The sequence below is a fragment of the Tepidibacillus infernus genome (assembly GCF_048898065.1).
Taxonomy (GTDB): Bacteria; Bacillota; Bacilli; order Tepidibacillales; family Tepidibacillaceae; genus Tepidibacillus_B; species Tepidibacillus_B infernus.
Window position 1 is genome coordinate 146,728 of record NZ_JBLWFI010000001.1, and the last position, 20,188, is coordinate 166,915.

The following is a 20,188-nucleotide window of genomic DNA, read 5'->3' on the forward strand; positions in this document are numbered from 1 at the left end:
ATTTGATAAACAAGATCTATGAATAGGGTTGAAAGAATTTCTGGATTGATTTCATTGTTTTTTCGTGATAATTGAGAGGCACTTATCGATTCAAATCCAAGTGTTTTTTGCAGATCTTCATTAAGTAGTGCATCACTCATGGCTTGTAAACTCTCGGTTTCATGCAGCTGAGCAAAAAGCAGAAGTTTAATAAAAGCCTCTGTTGTTAGTTTCTTGATGTAGTAATCTTGTTTACCATTTTCAACATGTTCAAAAATTTTTTTAAAATTTATGGGTGAAACCCATTTACCAAATGACGAAATTAGTGTATTCTTGTCCATAATGTGGTCCTTTACTATTGGATTTGGACAGGAATCACCTGTACTTCCATTGTAAAGGATTTTTTTGTTGTATGGACAATTTTTGAAGATTGCTATTATTTTGAATCATCAGATTTAATTAATGCAACGCTAGTGACTGAAAATATAACAAATAAACAAATTTACGAACAATTGTTCTTTTGATATAATATAAATTAAAGATAAGAGTTGGACGAGCCAAAAATCGATGACGAATGAAAAAGGGGGAGTTTTTACATGGAGGAAATATTGAAGGAGATTCTCAATCGTCTTGATCATTTTGAGCAACGATTTGATAATGTTGATAAACGGTTCGATCAAGTCGAGAATGAACTCAAGAGGTTAGACCGCATTGAGCGACGACTTGACAATGTAGAAAATCAATTAACTCGTTTCGATCACATTGAGAATGAGCTAAAGCGATTTGACCACATTGAGAATGAGCTAAAGCGGTTTGATCAAATTGATAAGCGGTTTGACAATATTGAGAATGAACTTACTCGTTTTGACAGAATTGAAAATCAACTAGACATATTAGTCCTTAAAGTGAACGACGTACAGACCAGCCAAGATAAAATGTTTAATAGCTTAGAAGAGGAACAACGTGAAATGCGTAAGGAAATTGCCTTCTATTATGGTTCGCTTATGAGAGGACAAGAAGATATTTGAGTTGAAATGCGAAGTAATTTCAAGCACCTTGAGGAAGTTGTACAATTCCATCAAGGAGCAATCGATTCTATTGCGGAAAAAGGAAAAAATAAATACAGAATAGATGAATAGGGAAATAAAGTTATTTAAGAGGAAAATAAGTTAATTAATGATGTAATCATTCCTACATCAAAAGGAACCAGCCAAATCGATCACAAAATGTTAGTGTCACCTCAGATGTGATATATCCTGATGAATTGTATAAGACAATAACTAAATACAAGGGAACACCAAAGTTGTCTACAAATGAAATTGATCAAATTGTTAACCGAATTAGAAGTGTTGCTTTAAAAAATAAAAAAGTAAAAAAAGAACATGTTTCAAGAATTAAAAATCAAGTAAGGGAAAAAAGGGATTTAGAAGAAAAATTAATCTGCCCGAAATGTGGCGGAAAACTTGTAACAGAGAAAGTAAATATGGAGAATTTTTGGGATGTAGTAATTTTCTGAAATATAGATATATAAGAAGTTTGTAAACAATTAACGAACTAAGAAGAGTAAAGTTTGAGGTTATCATGGGTAATGTTAGGTATTCTGTGGTATTTTTTTCATGAGGTTCAGAGAGGGGACAATTCATGAAACTATTAAAGAAGTTATTAAATGAATCCAATTACACTGTGATCTTTACAGGAGCTGGGATGTCTACCGAAAGTAACTTACCCGATTTTCGTTCCGCTGCTTCTGGCCTTTGGAACAAGTTCGATCCGTTAAAGTTAGCTACTGTTAATGCGATGAGAAATAACCAGGAAGAATTCAAAGAGTTTTATACCATGAGAATAGAAGCCGTTCAAAACACGGAACCACATATCGGTCATTATATTTTTGCGGAATGGGAAGAAAAAGGGCTTATTCAATCGATCATTACCCAGAATGTAGATGGCTTTCATCAACGTGCTGGAAGTAAAAAAGTTGCCGAATTACACGGAACACTACGCCATTGTAATTGTCATGATTGTGGCCAAATCTATCCAAATGAGAGATTCTTAAATAATGAGACAACATGTAAATGCGGAGGGTTTATTCGCCCTTCTGTTGTGTTATTTGGAGAAAACCTTCCAGATGAAGCATTGGATATGGCTGAAGCAGAAGCGAAAAAAGCGGATCTATTTATTGTATTTGGTTCGTCACTTCAAGTATCACCTGCAAACTATTTTCCTTCGATTGCAAAAAGGAACGGAGCAAAACTAGTAATTGTCAATATGGAACCGACACCGCTAGATGATATGGCTGATCTAGTGATCAATGGGAGAAAGATTGGGGTTGTGTTGATGGAGTTGGATAAATAAGTATCAAATCAAACTCGAACAATTAGAAAAGATTACTGAGTTAACCCCTCTTTTATATTATCGAAAAGCAGTCTTGTTGTTATCATTAGAGAGAATGGATAAGGCTTTGGAATTGTTTCGAATGCTTGTAAATGCCCATGATGTTGAAAGGTTTATTCGAGATCGCAGTAGAGCTTATTTATTAAAGGATTTTTCTAATTTTATTCGTCCTATTGAAGCCGAAAAATATATAAAAGAATGAATATCATTAATTATCACTTTTCGCCTCAAACGACGATCTGCGCCTTTTACCTAAAAGAATGGAAACAAAATTTAGAAATGATGTATGAAGCAGAGTGACTTTTTCGCTTTGCTTTTTTCGTGTCAGAAGATGTCAGAAGGCTTATGCAGTAATAGAGCCATAACAAATAGATAGGAGTGTTATTAATACCAAACAATGTTTTTGTTTATGGAACATTACTCGAGGGTGAGGCCAACCATGAATTAATTCTGCCTTACGTAAAATCAATCCAAAAAGCGTCGATGAGAGGATGAATGGTCAATATCGGACATTATCCTGCTGTTGTGAATGGAAGTGGTATTGTCACTGTTGAACTCATTGAATTAATAAATCCAGAGGAAGCATTCGAGTCAATGGACCGTTTAGAAGGGTATAATGGTCAAAATTCAAACTCTAACTATTATGACCGTATTCAAACGACTGTTATCACAGATAAGGAAATACCCGCAGTATAGAAAATTGCTAATCGAGAAGATGGATAGTTTGAGAAAGTAGCGAATTTTCAACTTCGACCTAAATAGAAACATCCATTCCCTGACAATGATGTGTCAGAACCGAATGGTAAAATATTAAAAAAGTAAAGAAAATAGGGGAGGATGTTTATTATGGGTACAATGACTGCGATGATTAAAATTGGAGAAAATCATCCGAATGATCAAGGATTAGTCAATTAACGCATACCCTATATTTATCGGAAAACGGAGTAGCCCGTTGGACGCTTCGAAAGGAAAATTTCCATAACCATCATAAAGGAGATATGAAAGCAATTTCCTGGATTCCTACACCTCGAAATATGTTACAAGATGCTCTGCTCATGATTGGCCTATATGTGTATCAAGATGAAGAATTAATCAAAAATACAGAACAAGTTTTATCAAATGGAATTAGAAGTAACGAAAACTATCTATGCTAGATTTTATGATCATTGGAGTGGCAGAATACGCGAACAAGGAGAATTGCCTTCTAGAATAAGATACTAGGAATAGTGACAAGGCCCTCAATTAGGGCCTTGTTGTAAAAATTAAATGCAAAAAACTAATCAATTTTATGATATGATTGAGCTGTAAATTATATGGAAACGGGTGGAACGAAGGAGAGCGGCTTAAGCATGTCAAGAGGAATTATAGATAATAAACAAACCGGGCTTGTAGGAAATGTCCTAAAAGAGCATCTTTCAAAAGGAAGCAAAATTTCGATTGCAGCAGCCCATTTTACACTCTATGCCTTTGTAGAGTTAAAGAAAGAACTGAGGCAAATAGACGAATTTAAATTTGTCTTTACAGAACCTGCTTTTATAGAGGGGATAGATTTCAATCAAGATCAAATTAGGAGAAACGAAACCTTACTATTCGGTGTAGAAGAAGAACAAAAATTTAAAATAGATTTAACACAAGGATATATTGCAAGAGAATTAGCAAAATGGCTAAAGAATAAAGCACAAATAAAATCAGTGACTAGACAACGCATTCAAGGTGGATTGTATCATATTCAAAACAAGGATGGGAAGCAGATTGGTTTAGTTGGTGGTGCTCCTTTCTCAAGCCCAGGATTAGGTTACAGCAATTCATCAAACATGTACATAAATAATATCGTAGATGATGAAGAAACGAATAATCAGCTTCTGCGAAATTTTGATGCAATATGGAGAAATGACCAACTGTTAGAAGATGTGAAAGAGCAAATCTTACAGCGTATCGAGTTGTTATACCGTGAGAATTCCCCTGAATTTATTTATTTTGTTACCCTCTATAATCTGTTTAAAGATTTTCTAGAGGGGAATCGGAGTTTTGATATATTACAAACAAAAACAGGGTTTCAAAATACAAAAATATGGAATAAACTCTATGACTTTCAAAAAGACGGTGTAGTAGGAGCCATTAACAAAATAGAAACATATGGTGGATGCATCATTGCAGACAGTGTTGGTTTAGGAAAAACATTTGAAGCCTTAGCGATCATCAAACACTATGAATTGCGAAATCATCGGGTATTGGTTTTGGCTCCCAAAAAATTAAGGGAGAACTGGTCGATCTATCGCCAGAACGATAAACGTAATATTCTATCTGAAGATCGTTTTTCGTATGATTTATTAAATCATACTGATTTGTCACGTCAAGGCGGATTTAGTGGTGATATTAATCTAGAACACGTCAACTGGGGAAATTATGACTTAGTTGTTATTGATGAATCCCATAACTTCAGAAACAATGAGGCTCGGAATGACCGAGTCACAAGATATTCAAGACTGATGAATGATATTATCAAATCAGGCGTAAAAACTAAAGTGTTAATGTTGTCTGCAACACCGGTAAATAACAAACTAGATGATCTGAAAAATCAAATTGCTTTTATTACTGAAGGAGATGACTCAGCACTATTAGAATCGGCTAATATAAAAAATATCTTTCAAACCATTCGCGTTGCTCAATCTCAATTTAACAGATGGAGTGAATTACCCGAAGAAAGTCGAACGACTGAACGATTGTTAGATATGTTAAGTTGGGATTACTTCGCATTATTAGATTCATTAACGATTGCGCGATCACGTCGTCACATTGAGAAATATTATAATATGAACGAGATAGGAAAATTCCCCAATCGATTAGATCCAATAAATATTAAAACGGAGATTGACAAAGAGAATCAATTTCCTGCTCTTGAGAAAATAAACAACGACATCTTGCGATTACGCTTAGCTGTATATTCCCCGATGCAATACATTTTGCCACATATGAGAGAATTGTATAGTGAAAAATATGATACAAAGATAGCAAATGGAAAAGTGTTCAGACAAACAGACCGTGAAGATAACTTGATTTATTTAATGAAGTCTAATTTATTAAAACGACTAGAAAGTTCTGTACACTCGTTTTCCTTAACGCTAGAAAGTATCATTTCTAACATCAATTCCTTTTTAGGCAAAATAGAAAATTATACACCTTCTATAGATACTGCCAATGACATTCTAAATCTAGATCTCGAAGATCCAGAACTAGAAGATGCACTTATTGGTTCAAAAGTAAAAATTTTACTCAAAGATGTTGATTTGATTCGCTGGCGACAAGATCTATTATATGATCGTGAAATATTATCAAAACTATTAACTTATGCAAAGAGTATTACACCTGATCGTGATCAAAAACTATTAAAATTAAAAGAAACGATAAAAGGAAAAATTGAAAATCCGCTAAACGGGGATAACAAAAAAATATTGATATTTACCGCCTTTGCAGATACGGCAAAATATCTATATGACAATTTACATGCTTGGATTTTGCAATATTTTGATCTTCATACGGCGGTTGTCACAGGATCAGACAATCCAAAAACAACCTTAAAGCTGAAAAAGATCGATTTCAATAATGTATTGATGAGTTTTTCACCAATCTCGAAAGAAAGAGAAAAAGTAATGCCAGGAATGGCTGATGAGATTGATGTTTTGATTGCAACAGATTGTATATCAGAAGGACAGAACTTACAAGATTGTGATTATCTGATCAACTATGATATTCACTGGAATCCCGTTAGGATTATCCAACGCTTTGGTCGTATTGATCGATTAGGAAGTCGAAATGAAAACATACAACTCGTCAATTTTTGGCCTTCAATGGAACTAGATGAGTACATCAATTTAGTAGGTCGAGTGAAGAATCGTATGACCATTTTGGATATTTCTTCAACAGGTGAGGAAAATGTGATATCCGAGAATGCAAACGAAATGAGAGATTTAGAGTATCGTCGGAAACAATTAGAAAAATTACAAAATGAGGTTATCGATTTAGAAGATATCTCTGGGAATATCTCACTTACGGATTTTACAATGGACGACTTTAGAATGGACCTACTAAATTTTATGAAAAAAAATAAGAGTTTAGTAGAAAATGCCCCGTTAGGACTATTTAGTATTACCACTAACAGAAATGAAAAGTTAAATGAGGAGATTGAAAGGGGAGTTATTTTTTGTTTAAAACAAATCAATAATTTCGCAACATCAAATGAAAAAAATGCTCTCCACCCTTATTATTTAATCTATATGAAAGAGAATGGTGAAGTCCTTTACAATCATGTTCATGTGAAAAAGATATTAGACATTTATCGTTCGTTAAGTTATGGTAAGCAGGAAGTAGAAGAGCAATTGTATAACTTATTCTATGAGGAAACAAATGACGGAAAATACATGAACACGTATAAAGACCTACTAGAGAAAGCGATAGAAGAGATTGTCGGCAAGATCGATCAACAAGTAACCCTTTATATATTTAACCTCGGCAATTTAGACAGTATAGTGAACAGTGCGAATACGCACTTACAAGATTTCGAGATCATTTCTTATCTCATTGTAAAATAAAGGGTGGTATCTATGTCTGCTTCAACTTTTTATCGGCAGATTGGATTAGAAAGCAAACTACCTTCTTTAAATAAAAAACTGGACAAAAAAAACTTTTATGATTATGTAGATTTAAATCGAAAAGAAAAAGATGTCATTACAAAAGCTATCGAACGAATGGAGTTAACTTTCTTACTAACTCCTTCAACCATTAACATTCAACCGTTTATAAATGAAGAATTTCATTATGAAGGGATTATGTTCATCACCATTCAATTAAGAGAAACAGCGACAGATAAGCAAATATCAGTTATTGATGAGGTTATACATGGAGCATTGCCAAATCCAACCATTAATGTGTTCCAAAAAACAAACAGCGACATTTTGATCAGTACAGTGATAAAGCGATTAAATAAGATAAATCGATCGAACATTGTTTTGACCGAAATACATCGCACACCATGGATAAATGTAGACAATCCAACTCAAACAGCTAGAGAATTTATCCATTCGTTAGATTTAATAAAGCTTAATTTCTTGAATTTCTATGAATTTTACAAGGATATAGATAGAGTCGTAGAGGCTTTCCAAAATACCACGATAACTGGAAAGTTCCACATCGTAGAGGATGAACAACAAAGACAGCAGAATTTAGTCTTAATTCAAAAACTGAAAGAAGTTGAAATGGAAATATCCAAATTGAAAGTGGCAATGAAGAAAGAAACACAATTTAATAAAAAAGTGGAGATGAATATAGAAATTCATAAGTTACAAGAAAAAATCGCCGAATTAAAACAACAATTAACATTGTAAAGGAGAATTCATAATGCAAAGATTAGATGGTAAATCTCTCGACTTAACACAAGAGAACATTAATGCACTAAAACAGCTTTTTCCAGAGATCGTAACTGAAGGAAAAATAGACTTTGATAAAATAAAACTTATACTAGGTGAAGAAATTGAAACACGTAAGGGAAAATATGAATTCACATGGCATGGAAAAACACAAGCGATAAAATTAGCTCAAACCCCTTCAACAGGTACATTACGTCCAGATAAGGAATCAAGTAAAAATTGGGATACAACAGAAAACCTTTATATTGAAGGGGATAACTTGGAGGTGTTAAAACTTCTCCAAAAATCTTATTTTGGAAAAATTAAGATGATCTACATCGACCCGCCTTATAATACGGGAAAGGATTTCGTTTATAAAGATGATTTTAGGGATAATATAAAAAACTATAAGGAATTAACGCATCAAACAACAAAAGCAAATACAGAGAGCAATGGAAGGTATCATACAGATTGGCTGAATATGATGTATCCAAGATTAAAACTTGCAAGGAATCTTTTAACTGAGGATGGGGTTATTTTTATAAGTATAGATGATAATGAAGTGGCTAATTTAAAAAAGATACTTGATGAGGTTTTTGGAGAGGAGAATTTTGTAGGAACAATTAATTGGAAGGGTAAAGGTGGGGGTGCAGATAATAAATATTTGATGGTTGCACATGAATATATAATTTTATATTCCAAAAATAAATCGAATTTTATAATAGGTGAAGAAATAAAAGAAGAGGAAAATTATAATAAATATGATGAATTTAAAGGAAAAAGATACAAGACACAATTAGCAAGAAAATGGGGAGCAAATAGTAGAAGAGAAGATAGACCAAATTTATTTTATGGTGTAAAAGCACCTGATGATTCTATAGTATATCCAACTTTACCAGATGGTAAGGATGGATGTTGGAGATGGTCAAAAGATAGAATGAAGAAAAAAATAGAAGAAGGGAATATTGAATTTATTAAAGATGATAATGGGCAATGGATATTATATGAAAAAATATATGAACCTGATGAAGGAGAATTTAATACAAAAAAATATTCAACGTGGTTTGATAATTTGGGAAATACAGCAATGGGAACAAAAGAAATTAAAGAAATATTTGATGGAAAAGTTTTTGACTTTCCTAAACCAAGTTTATTAATAAAGACATTAATAAAAATTTCTGGTTCAAAGGATACTGAAATAATCCTCGACTTCTTCTCAGGTTCGGCAACAACTGCCCATGCAGTTATGCAGCTAAATGCTGAGGATGGAGGAAACAGAAAATTTATAATGGTTCAGCTTCCTGAGCAAACGCCAGAGGATTCAGAGGCTTATAAGGCAGTATATAAAAATATTTGCGAGATTGGAATAGAAAGAATAAGAAGAGCAGGGGAAAAGATTAAGCAGGGGACAGGAAAAGAGGATTTAGACATTGGTTTTAAAGTATTCAAATTAGATTCATCAAATCTAAAAGCATGGGATCCTGACTTCGAGAATCTAGAACAGAACCTATTTGATCTACAGGAAAACATCAAAAAAGATCGCACTAAAGAGGATCTACTATACGAAATCCTATTAAAAATAGGGATTCCATTAACAACACAGATTGAGGAAATAGATTTTAATGGTAGAACTATATATAATGTTGCCTATGGTTCCGTTCTCTTATGTTTAGAAGATAACATTGACCAAGAGATTGTAAACGAAATGATTAAGCTAAAACCAGAAGGGTTCGATACCAAGTTTATTTTTAAAGAGTCAGGTTTCATCAGTGATTCAGTAAAAACAAATGCAATTCAAACGTTAAAGAAAAACGGAATCACGGATGTAAGGAGCGTGTAAAGGATGAAGTTGAAATTTATCTCTGACTTACCTTATCAACGCCAAGCTATTGATTCTGTTGTAAATATCTTTAAAGGGCAACCAGTGAAACAATCCAACTTTACGGTATCTTATGGAGAGGATGCCGGGATGATTCAGACCGATTTAGGAATTGGAAACCGATTGGATTTAACGCCAAATGAGATTTTGAAAAATGTTCAAGAAATACAGATAAAGAATGGTTTATCAAGAAGTGAATCTTTAAATGGACTAAATTTCACAATTGAAATGGAAACAGGTACTGGGAAAACTTACGTATATTTACGCACCATTTACGAGTTAAATAAGCATTATGGTTTTACTAAATTTGTGATTGTTGTTCCATCTGTAGCCATTCGTGAGGGAGTGTATAAATCCCTTCAAATCACGGAGCAGCATTTTAAAGAATTGTATGATCGAACACCTTTAGAGTATTTCATATATGATTCAAGTAAACTCGACCAAGTGCGTAATTTTGCTACAGCTACTTCCATACAAATGATGATTATCAATATTGATGCTTTTCGCAAAAGTTTTGAGGATCCTGAAAAAGAGGATAAAGCAAATGTCATTCATCGAGCTAACGATCGTTTAAATGGTTATCGCCCCATTGAGTTTATCCAACAAACCAATCCGATAGTAATCATTGATGAGCCACAAAGTGTGGACACCACACCAAAGTCAAAGGAAGCGATTTCATCTTTGCATCCATTATGTACGCTTCGTTACTCTGCAACACACGTCGATAAATACAATATGATTTATCGATTAGATGCAGTAGATGCTTATAATGAGAAGTTGGTAAAGAAAATTGAAGTCATGTCTGTAAGATCAGAACAGTCGTTTAATCTACCTTATATTAGATTGGTAGAAGTAAAAGAAGGCAAAGCAAAAATCGAACTAGATGTAGATTCACGTGGAAAAGTAAAGCGAATGGTCAAAACTGTTAAATATGGAGATGATTTGTACGATGTATCAGGTGAACGTGAGATATATCGAAATTATCTAGTTGAACAAATCGATTGGACAGAGGGTAATGAATCCATTGAAGTCAATGGTCATCTATTACATGTAGGGGATTCAATTGGGGACATTGATGAAGATACGATTAAACGATTCCAAATTCGCAAAACGATCGAAGAACATCTAGATAAAGAATTACGTTTAAATCCTCGTGGAATTAAAGTATTAAGCCTATTTTTTATTGATAAGGTTGCAAACTATCGTGATTATGATAAAGAGGGGAATCCAATAAAAGGTAAGTATGCCGTTATGTTTGAAGAAGAATACAAAAAGCTTATTCAGAAGCCAAAATATCGTACATTATTCAATGATATAGATGGTGATATGGATATAGAAAAGATTCACAATGGTTATTTTGCGCAAGATAAAAAGGGAAAGTTAAAGGATACAAATGGAAACACACAAGCAGATACAGATGTATATAGTCTGATCATGAAGGAAAAGGAACGATTGTTGAGTCTAGACGAACCCCTTCGTTTTATTTTTTCCCATTCTGCATTACGTGAAGGTTGGGATAACCCAAATGTATTCCAAATCTGTACCTTAAAAGATTCCGCTGGAACCTATGTAAGTCGTAGACAAGAGATTGGCCGTGGTCTTCGCTTAGCGGTAAATCAAAAAGGAGAACGAGTACAAGACTATCATGTGAATACATTAACGGTGATGGCCAATGAATCTTATGAAGATTTTGTGGCTAATTTACAAACTGAAATGGAAGAACAAACGGGAATTACATTTGGAAAGATCGAGAAGCATATGTTTGCTAAGTTAGCTTATATTGACGAAACCACCGATGAACCAGTGGCTATGGGGTATGAATTATCTGAGAGATTATATAATAGTTTGAAGTCCAACGAGTACATCGGTAAGAAAGATAAGGCCACACAAGTTCTTAAAGAAGCGATAGAAAACTATGAACTTCACCTTCCTGAAGAGTTCTCCCCTTGGAGATCGGCGATTGTGAAAGAATTGAAACACATTACAAACCGTTTACCCATTAAGGATGCTAGTAAAAAGAAAACAGTAAAATTAAATAAAGCCATAATCGACAGTAGAGAATTCCTAGAGCTATGGGACAAAATCAAATACAAAACCGTGTTTACCATTGATTTCGATAGTAGTGAATTAATTAATAAAGCGATTGAAAGTATTCAGAAGATGGATCGAATCGAAAAAGTAAGAATTCTAAGTCGAAAAGATGGAATTTCGAAACTAGATCGTACGACCGGTATACAAGGTTCGATAGTGAGTGAACGATTTGAAGATTATGTAATGGTTCAACATCCTTTACCAGATATTATCACTGAATTGCAGAATCGCACAAACTTAACCAGACGAACCATTGTTGAAATTTTAACGGGGAGCAAACGACTTGAAGATTTTAAGAACAATCCCCAAAAGTTCATTGAAGTCGTTACCAAAATGATTAAGCGTGAATTGAAGCTATTATTAGGGGATGGTGTGAAATATTACAAGATTGGTGATGACGCATACTATGGTGTCGAGTTGTTCCAAAATGAAGAACTATTAACGTATTTAAATGATAAAGCACTTCAAAGCGAGAAATCTCCTTTTGATCATGTCATCTATGATTCGGATGTGGAAGCAAATTTTGCGAAACGCTTTGAAAATGATGAGAATGTAAAGGTTTATGTAAAACTACCAGGGTGGTTTAAGATTGAAACACCGATTGGAGATTATAACCCAGATTGGGCAGCTGTGATCAATAAGGATGGGGAAGAAAAACTCTATTTTGTGATAGAAACAAAAGGAACAGATGTAGAGGCTTTCCTACGGCCAGAGGAACAAGCAAAGATTAAGTATGCAAGAAAGCATTTCGAAGCAATGAATACTGACGTAATCTTTGAAGGGCCGGAAAGTGATGTTAATCAATTTATGTTGAAAGTGACTTCTAGTTAAACTGTAATCCGTAAGATAATTTTCTAGGAGGTTTCATAATGGCTGAAATCAAGTACGATATCATTAAAAATGTGGGGATTCTATCAGAAAGTCCAAAAGGCTGGACGAAAGAACTCAACCTAATAAGTTGGAATAATAAAGCCCCTAAATATGATTTGCGAGATTGGTCGCCTGACCATGATAAGATGGGAAAGGGAATCACGCTAACAAAAGAAGAATTAATGAAATTAAGAAATATATTGAACAATATGGATATTTAATGATTGATAACCATCGGTATGTCGATGGTTATTTTTATGCTTTCATAGATTTAATATCACTCATAATGGTATAAAATAGAACTAGAAATATTTAGAATTATCGTCAATTCTACTAATATTTCCAGAAATAGTTTCATTATAAAATAGTGAAACTATGATTCGGAGGTATCTATGGAAGCGATTATCAATGAAGAAAAAGAAATAGCGAAAAACAAGTTAATGAAGGTATTTAAGTATTTACAATCTCTAGATCAAATTCGAAATCCAGTAAAACGCTCAATCACAGAACAATTGTGGACTCTTTGGTTACATGATTTTCCTGATCATGAGACGATCACTTTTCAAAACGGAATTGATAATGAAAGTGATATTTTCATCGTAAAAGTACGTAGACCGGAAATAACAAAATGTCCTCCACCTTCTGCTGAAATAAAAGAATGGTTAGATTCAGGATGGGAAAAACCTGAAAACATGGTTTCATTCCAAACAGAAAAAGAATTAATGGATGAAGAAGGAGAACCAATTCTTATTCAATTTGATGAAGATGATGAAAGAGTACGTTTATCTGAGCAATGGATGAAAAAAAGAACAGAATGGGCAAAGTTAGAAATCCCTGCAAGAACAGCTATGAGGATTTATGAACGTCTATATGATCTTTACGCGAGGATTGAAAGAGAATATGAACAAGTAGAGCTTTTAGTAGGTGATGGAGTATTAACGTGGCGTACTTACAATATATTTCATCCAGTATTGCTACGAAAAGTACAACTTGATTTTGATCCGAATATCCCGGAGTTTACTATTCGCGAAACTGAACAAACGTCTGAGTTTTATACTTCGTTATTTCGTGAAATTGATGAGGTTCATCCACAAGCCGTTCGACGTATCTTAGATGATTTGGAGAATGGACATTGGGAACCATTAGACGATTTAGAAACAACAGAGTTTTTTAAACGACTAGTGAGTCTGATTTCATCAAACGGAAAATATGTAGAAGATGACAAGAATCTAATGGATAGAACAATTCCATATATCAAACGAGATCCTGTATTTTTTCTCAGAAGAAGATCATTAGGATTTACCAGAACGTTGGAAGCGATTCTGGAAGATTTACCACAAAGAGAAGAGGTGCCAGAAGCAGTAAGTCGAATTGTGGGGATTCATCCGAAAAAAGAAGTGGAGAGCGAGGAATTTTCCTTTGTTAATTTGGATGTGAATGGGGAAGATGAACGTATTCTTCTTAGTAAAGAAGCCAATCAAGAACAACTAAAAATTGCCCTTCAACTTAAAAAGTATGGGTCTGTTTTAGTTCAGGGTCCTCCTGGAACAGGAAAGACACATACGATTGCGAATTTAATTGGACATCTTTTATCTGAAGAGAAAAAAGTATTAGTGACAAGTCATACGGCAAAAGCTTTATCTGTATTGAGAGAAAAAGTGGTAGAACCTTTGCAATCTTTGTGTGTGAGTGTCTTAGACCATGACTCAAGTAAAGAACAACTAGCAAATTCCATCGATGAAATCAATGAACGGTTATCACTAATAGATATTGAAGTATTGCAAAAAGAAGTGGATAAAATAGAAACGGATAGAAAAAAGATTATTAAAAAATTAAAGGAATTACGACACCAATTAACACAGACACGATTAAATGAATACCGACCCATTGTATTTGCGGGACAAGACTATGATCCTTCAAAGGCTGCAAGAAAAATCGCCAATTCAAGTGAGGATGAATGGATACCAGGTCCTGTTAAACTTGGTGAGCCATTACCATTATCTATTGAAGAATTACAATTGCTATATGAAACAAATGAGAAACTTACAAAATTAGAAGAAGTCGAGCTGCGTATGCCGTTATCTAAGACAAGTGATTTGATGCCTCCTGATCAGTATCAAGAAATCATTAGTGAGCAGCATCAGCTACAAATGAAGAGTGTCAACGATCAAAAAGAACTATGGAATAGCGACAATCAGAGTATGGAAGCGTTACGCAAAGTGTTAATGAGTTTAGAAAAAGCAAAGAACCTGTTGAAAGAAGATGGATGGGCGTATTCGCTTTTCGATGCGGGTAAGGAAGATAATAAAAAGAAAGTCTGGCTGGAGTTTTTTAATGAGATCGAGGAAGTGTATCAGCTTTCGTTAAAAGCCAATTCATCATTTATTAAATACGGGCCACAACTTCCAGAAAACATGGAATTAAATGAGATCGTACAAACATTAGAACAGATTTTAACTTATCTTAAGCAGAATAAAAAAATTGGATCCCTTCAATTATTATTGAAAAAAGATTGGAAACAATTGATCAATCAATCAAAGGTTGACGGAAATAAGCCAGAGAGTATCGAGCATTTTGAAGCATTATATCAACAAGTTCAGTTGAAAATTGCAAGAAATAAGTTAGTAAATCGATGGGATCGACAAGTAACATCGATCAATGGCCCAGACTCAAAATCGCTAGGAAATGAACCAGAAAAACTTGCCCGACAACATGTAATTGAAATGAAAAAGTGGTTAGAATGGTTTTCTCAAGATTGGAAAAAGTTAACGATCGACATGAATAGTATAGGATTGAAATGGGAAACAATCCTCGCCAAAACACCCAAGAAAGTTCATGTTCATGGCGATATTATTCAGTTAAAAGAAGGCATTGATTCCGCTATACAATTGATTCAATCCAGAATTAATAAGCTTAAATATAATCAGAACCAAAAATCTATCTCTATACTGAAGGAAAAGCTTGAAAAATCGTTGGAAGCATCTCCTGACTCCATGGTAACCAAGGGATTACTTCATGCAGTCGCTTCTGAAAATGTTAAAGATTATCGAAACCATTATGAACGACTAAGAACTCTAGAGTTAAAAACAGAGATTTATCAATTAAGGACAAAGCTTTTAACTAAACTGAAATCCTTTGCTCCAGCCTGGGCTGAATCCATTAAGGAAAGAGTGGAGATTCATGGTTCGGGAAAAATTCCTGGAGATGTTGAAAAAGCATGGATATTTAGGCAATTGTATGATGAGCTTGAGTTAAGAGGTTCTACATCGATAGAAGGCTTACAAACAGAGATAACGCAACTTAGTAATCAATTGAGAATAATAACAACAACATTAATTGAGAAAAAAGCATGGCTAGGGCAAGCAAAAAGAACGACGAATACAGAACGTCAAGCCTTAGCCGGATGGAAAGCATTAATGAAAAAAGTAGGGAAAGGTACTGGAAAAAGAGCTCCCTACTTATTAGCTGAGGCTCGGAAACAAATGGCTGTTGCCCAATCTGCTGTTCCTGTTTGGATTATGCCCATTAGCCGAGTGGTTGAAAGTTTTAATCCAAAAGAAAACCAATTTGATGTTGTCATTATTGATGAAGCTAGTCAATCGGATGTCATGGCTTTAACGGCGTTATATTATGGTAAACAAGTGGTTGTCGTCGGAGATGATGAACAGGTTAGTCCTGATGCGGTAGGGCAAAAATTAGACGTTACACAGCAGTTAATCGATACGATGCTAGACGGCATTTCAAACAAACAATTATATGATGCCAAACGTCAGTTTATGATTTGGCTAAAACTTCTTTTGAAGGAATGGTCCAGCTTCGGGAACATTTCCGTTGCGTTGAACCCATTATTCAGTTTAGTAATCACTTATCTTACAAAGGGGAAATAGAACCCTTACGTGACGAAAGTGAAGTGAAAATTAAACCACCTACTATAGCTTATCGCGTTGAAGGTATTAGTGATGGTAAAGTGAACGAAGTAGAGGCGATTCATTTAGTCTCGTTACTGTTGGCTGCGAGTGAACAGAAAGAATATGAAGGAGCCACATTCGGAGTGATCTCCTTGATTGGAGAAGAACAAGCATTAAAAATCGATACACTATTACGCAAATATATTTCTCCAGTGGAATATAAGAAAAGAAAGATTCGTGTTGGCAACTCATCGCAATTTCAAGGAGATGAACGGGATGTTATTTTTCTCTCGATGGTACATGGGCCCTCAGGAGATGGCCCAATCCGTCGTCTCTCTGACCCTAATGAACGAATGAAAAAAAGATTTAATGTTGCAGTGAGTCGTGCTAGGGACCAAGTCTGGTTGATTCATTCACTAGATCCTGAACAAGATCTAAAAGATGGTGACATAAGAAAAAGATTAATAAAACACATGCAAGATCCAAATGCTGTTGTAATTACATTAGAAAAGCAAGAAAAGAAAGCCGAATCTGAATTTGAACGTTTGGTTATAAGAAGATTGATAAGTGCCGGTTATCATGCTACATCCCAGTGGAAAGTCGGTTCACTTCGCATCGATATTGTCGTTGAGGGAGGCGGAAAACGTCTAGCAATAGAATGCGATGGAGATCGTTGGCACCCTCTTGAAAAATTAGAAGAGGATATGAACAGGCAAGCCATTCTTGAAAGATTAGGTTGGAAGTTTGTTCGAATTAGGGGATCCGCATTCTTTAGAGATCCAGATAAAGCGATGATTTCTGTTTTTGAAAAACTGAAGGAACTAGAGATTCCACCAGAAGGGTTTGATCATTCTGAAATGGACCATTCTCATTATGGGGAAGAATTAAAGAATCGAATTATTCGAAGAGCAGCAGAGATAAGATATGAATGGGAACATCAAGATGAAGAAGAAATACATTCTCTTTCTAAAAAGGGTAGTTCAACAGTACCATCTCAACAAGAGGAAAGACGGGAACAAAAAGAAGAGCCGATCCAAGAATCTTTTTTAAAGGTAGCATCCAATGAGATGATTTTGATAGAACCACAAATAATAAGTGTTAAAGAAGTGCACAGAAATACTCAACAATTAGAATTAAATCTAGACTCGAATAAAGAAAACAATTTTACTGAAGGAAAAATTGATCACATAAATTTTCAATTAGCTTCTTTTCTTGAAAAACAAGGTTTAGAAGTTATCGACAAAAGAGGTGAAGGCGGATCATTATGGGTGATTGGAAACAAAGAAAAATTAACCCCCATAATGACAGACTTGAAGGAAAAAGGTGTTCGTTTTCTTTTTTCTAAAACTGGCAGTAGTGTTACAAAAAATAGATCGGCGTGGTATACAAGTTATAAATATTGATTTTATTTTAAGGTCTGCTAATGCAGGCCATTTTTGTTTAATGAAAGGGATATCACCAAACACCCATTCCCTGACAATAAATTGTCAAAAATCTTTGTTACAATGTATGCAAAATTTGAAGGTTTTTTTACAGATTGTATCGAATTGTGATGGCGGAGGGGATTGGCTTGGAGAAACCATATCATTCAATATTTCTATTTGTATCAGAGATTGATGAAGACCGTATCCATCATATTTTCCAATACATAAAACAAGGTATAAAGATTTATTTGTTTACTTTTGTTTCATTAGAAAACTATGAATCGAATGAAAAATGGAAATATTTACGAAAGAAGGGTTTATTTGGATGGCGGAAAGTCCCTTACCATTCAGAATATGAGATGGATGGATTGAAACAATTATTAAGATGTATAAAAACGGTATGAGCAATAGTGAAATCGGTAAATTTATCGAAAGGATTCTAGGTTTTACTTACTCACCAACAACGATAAGTAATATCACTGGCCCAGTTATTGAAGATACGAGGAATCAATTTTATTTAGAATTTAAATAAGAAGGAGAAATTTTTAGATTAAGTGAATTCATATTAATAAAAGGGAATGGATTATATAGATTACAACTATTGGTGAAAAGTTGAAGTAAGGTGGGAGATTATGTCTGTTAATTTAAATAGTGTAAATTTCTCATATGGTGAAAAACAAAATAGATTTGAATTATCTGATTTTGATATAAATGTAATTCAAGGTTTACTTAAAGAAATTAATCACAATAAAAAACTAGTATATTTTCTTCCAAAGACGAGTTTTTCGCCAACTTTAATTATATTACCAACTATTCTTAATTTGATTAATGATATTTCGCAGAATAAAAAAGAAATTACTTCTACTGACGAATGGATTAAGTCTTATTTTCCTATAGGAACATACGTAAAAGTTAATTCAAGATCGCTAGCTATAATACAAGATCATATACATAATAAAAATGGAAAACTAGAAAAAATAAAGCTTGGTTTAAAAGATAATGATTCTTATGAAATGCCAATAAGTTATATATGGAGATTACAAAAATATGAAGGGAATGCAAGAAGATTAAACCGACTGGAAGGAATAGAAAAAGGGGACAATAATGCTTTTTTTAAAAGATAAGAAAGTATAAAATTTTGATCTACCACAGTCCTTGATACTGTGGTATTTTTGTTGTATGGAGACGAACATATTAAAACGTATTTTCTTTGACCAACATCAACACTGGGAGAAATTCAAAAATAAATATGGTAAAAAGATCAGACCCATTGTTATTAAAGAAGTAGAGAAATTTCGCGATTGTGGAGACTTTAAAAAAGGATTTAAGCTTTTCGTGTGTGAAGGATGTCATGATGTTCGGAAGGTACCCCATCGCTGTAAAGGACGTTTTTGCACAACATGCTCAGTTGGGGAAAGTGAAGAATGGAGTAGGTTGTTGACAGAAGACGTTTTTCAGGTTAATCATAGGCATGTTATTTTTACAATTGATGAGGGATTGCGAGATGTATTTCTACTTCATCGACATTTATTAAAAGATTTAATGGATAAAGCCGCAAGGCTTTTAACCGACTTCTTTCAAAAGAAAGCCAAAGTAACGCCAGGGATCATCGCAGGATTACATACTTTTGGCTCAAGGATTAACTTTAATCCACATGTTCATATGTTAGTGACTATGGGTGGGTTGACGAAAAAAGGGGAATGGAAACAATATGACTACTTGCCCTTTACAATGCTTCGAAAACAATGGCAAACTGTTGTACTGAAACTAATACGTAAAGGATTAACAGGAAAAGAAAAGAAAAAAATACAATCCCGACTTCAAAAGGCGTTTACCGAAAATGGTGAAGGCTTCTATGTGTATGCCCCAAAACAGAAAGGGAGCATAAAAGAGCAGCTACGCTACATTGGTCGTTATATTCGTCGACCTGCAATTGGAATCAATCGGATTGAAGCATATGATGGTCAATGTGTAACTTTTAAATACCATGACAAAACAGATGGGAAAGAAAAAACAGAAACAGTCAGTGTAGAAGAATTTATTTCACGGCTCATTCGTCATATACCAGATGAGCAATTTAAAACGATTCGTCATTATGGGGTGTATTCCAGAAGAATCAAAACAATAAGCAAAAAAATACTCACTGTATGGCAAGAAAAAGCAAGAAAATGGATTGTGAAAATTAAAAAGACCTTACGTCGTCAGACGTGGAGGGAAAGAATAGTGGCAAGTGGAAGAAGAGAC

At 34.2% G+C, this 20,188-nt stretch carries 16 protein-coding genes and 2 pseudogenes; 17 read left to right on the forward strand and 1 reads right to left on the reverse strand.

All coding sequences use genetic code 11. From position 1 onward, the window contains the following. Positions 1–320: DUF4372 domain-containing protein (locus TEPIDINF_RS00820; RefSeq protein ID WP_421691156.1), on the reverse strand; the 320-nt coding region annotated here is incomplete at its 3' end. A gap of 255 nt (positions 321–575) precedes the next feature. Here TEPIDINF_RS00820 and TEPIDINF_RS00825 point away from each other — a divergent pair. From TEPIDINF_RS00825 to TEPIDINF_RS00905, 17 genes and pseudogenes are all read left to right on the forward strand, one after another. Then, positions 576–1,007: a hypothetical protein gene (locus TEPIDINF_RS00825; RefSeq protein WP_421691157.1), complete on the forward strand. Its 432-nt coding sequence runs from the start codon at positions 576–578 to the stop codon at positions 1,005–1,007. Between the two features lie 275 nt (positions 1,008–1,282). After that, positions 1,283–1,495, forward strand: a complete 213-nt coding sequence (locus TEPIDINF_RS00830) for a hypothetical protein (protein WP_421691158.1) — start codon at positions 1,283–1,285, stop codon at positions 1,493–1,495. A 125-nt stretch (positions 1,496–1,620) separates the two neighbouring features. Then, positions 1,621–2,331, forward strand: a complete 711-nt coding sequence (locus TEPIDINF_RS00835; RefSeq protein WP_421691159.1) for an SIR2 family NAD-dependent protein deacylase — start codon at positions 1,621–1,623, stop codon at positions 2,329–2,331. Positions 2,332–2,425: 94 nt separating this feature from the next. Further along, positions 2,426–2,572 (forward strand): hypothetical protein, encoded by a 147-nt coding sequence (locus TEPIDINF_RS00840; RefSeq protein ID WP_421691160.1) that lies wholly within the window; start codon positions 2,426–2,428, stop codon positions 2,570–2,572. A 176-nt stretch (positions 2,573–2,748) separates the two neighbouring features. Continuing rightward, positions 2,749–3,066 (forward strand): annotated as a pseudogene (locus TEPIDINF_RS00845) (gamma-glutamylcyclotransferase family protein). Between the two features lie 302 nt (positions 3,067–3,368). Then, a complete protein-coding gene (locus TEPIDINF_RS00850; RefSeq protein WP_421691161.1) occupies positions 3,369–3,524 on the forward strand; it encodes a hypothetical protein in 156 nt (51 codons plus the stop codon). Between the two features lie 195 nt (positions 3,525–3,719). Next, positions 3,720–6,959: a helicase-related protein gene (locus TEPIDINF_RS00855; RefSeq protein WP_421691162.1), complete on the forward strand. Its 3,240-nt coding sequence runs from the start codon at positions 3,720–3,722 to the stop codon at positions 6,957–6,959. Between the two features lie 12 nt (positions 6,960–6,971). Next, positions 6,972–7,751: a DUF4391 domain-containing protein gene (locus TEPIDINF_RS00860; protein ID WP_421691163.1), complete on the forward strand. Its 780-nt coding sequence runs from the start codon at positions 6,972–6,974 to the stop codon at positions 7,749–7,751. Positions 7,752–7,764: 13 nt separating this feature from the next. Continuing rightward, positions 7,765–9,612 (forward strand): site-specific DNA-methyltransferase, encoded by a 1,848-nt coding sequence (locus TEPIDINF_RS00865; protein ID WP_421691164.1) that lies wholly within the window; start codon positions 7,765–7,767, stop codon positions 9,610–9,612. A 3-nt stretch (positions 9,613–9,615) separates the two neighbouring features. Continuing rightward, entirely contained in the window at positions 9,616–12,573 is a 2,958-nt protein-coding gene (locus tag TEPIDINF_RS00870; protein ID WP_421691165.1) for a type III restriction-modification system endonuclease, read from the forward strand. 38 nt (positions 12,574–12,611) lie between these two features. Further along, positions 12,612–12,833 carry a YdbC family protein gene (locus TEPIDINF_RS00875; RefSeq protein ID WP_421691166.1) on the forward strand — a complete coding sequence of 74 codons (222 nt, stop codon included), beginning with the start codon at positions 12,612–12,614 and terminating at the stop codon, positions 12,831–12,833. A 171-nt stretch (positions 12,834–13,004) separates the two neighbouring features. Next, a complete protein-coding gene (locus tag TEPIDINF_RS00880; protein ID WP_421691167.1) occupies positions 13,005–16,499 on the forward strand; it encodes an AAA domain-containing protein in 3,495 nt (1,164 codons plus the stop codon). Next, a complete protein-coding gene (locus TEPIDINF_RS00885; RefSeq protein WP_421691168.1) occupies positions 16,418–17,923 on the forward strand; it encodes an AAA domain-containing protein in 1,506 nt (501 codons plus the stop codon). Before TEPIDINF_RS00880 ends, TEPIDINF_RS00885 begins: the two co-directional genes overlap by 82 nt. Positions 17,924–18,090: 167 nt before the next feature. Then, positions 18,091–18,348 (forward strand): hypothetical protein, encoded by a 258-nt coding sequence (locus TEPIDINF_RS00890; protein ID WP_421691169.1) that lies wholly within the window; start codon positions 18,091–18,093, stop codon positions 18,346–18,348. Continuing rightward, a pseudogene (locus TEPIDINF_RS00895) lies at positions 18,303–18,443 on the forward strand (transposase); the annotation flags it as partial. The gene TEPIDINF_RS00890 and the pseudogene TEPIDINF_RS00895, both read left to right, overlap by 46 nt. A gap of 133 nt (positions 18,444–18,576) precedes the next feature. Next, a complete protein-coding gene (locus TEPIDINF_RS00900) occupies positions 18,577–19,068 on the forward strand; it encodes a hypothetical protein (RefSeq protein ID WP_421691170.1) in 492 nt (163 codons plus the stop codon). A 55-nt stretch (positions 19,069–19,123) separates the two neighbouring features. Beyond that, positions 19,124–20,188 (forward strand): IS91 family transposase (locus tag TEPIDINF_RS00905; RefSeq protein WP_421691171.1); only part of this gene is annotated, 1,065 nt, incomplete at its 3' end.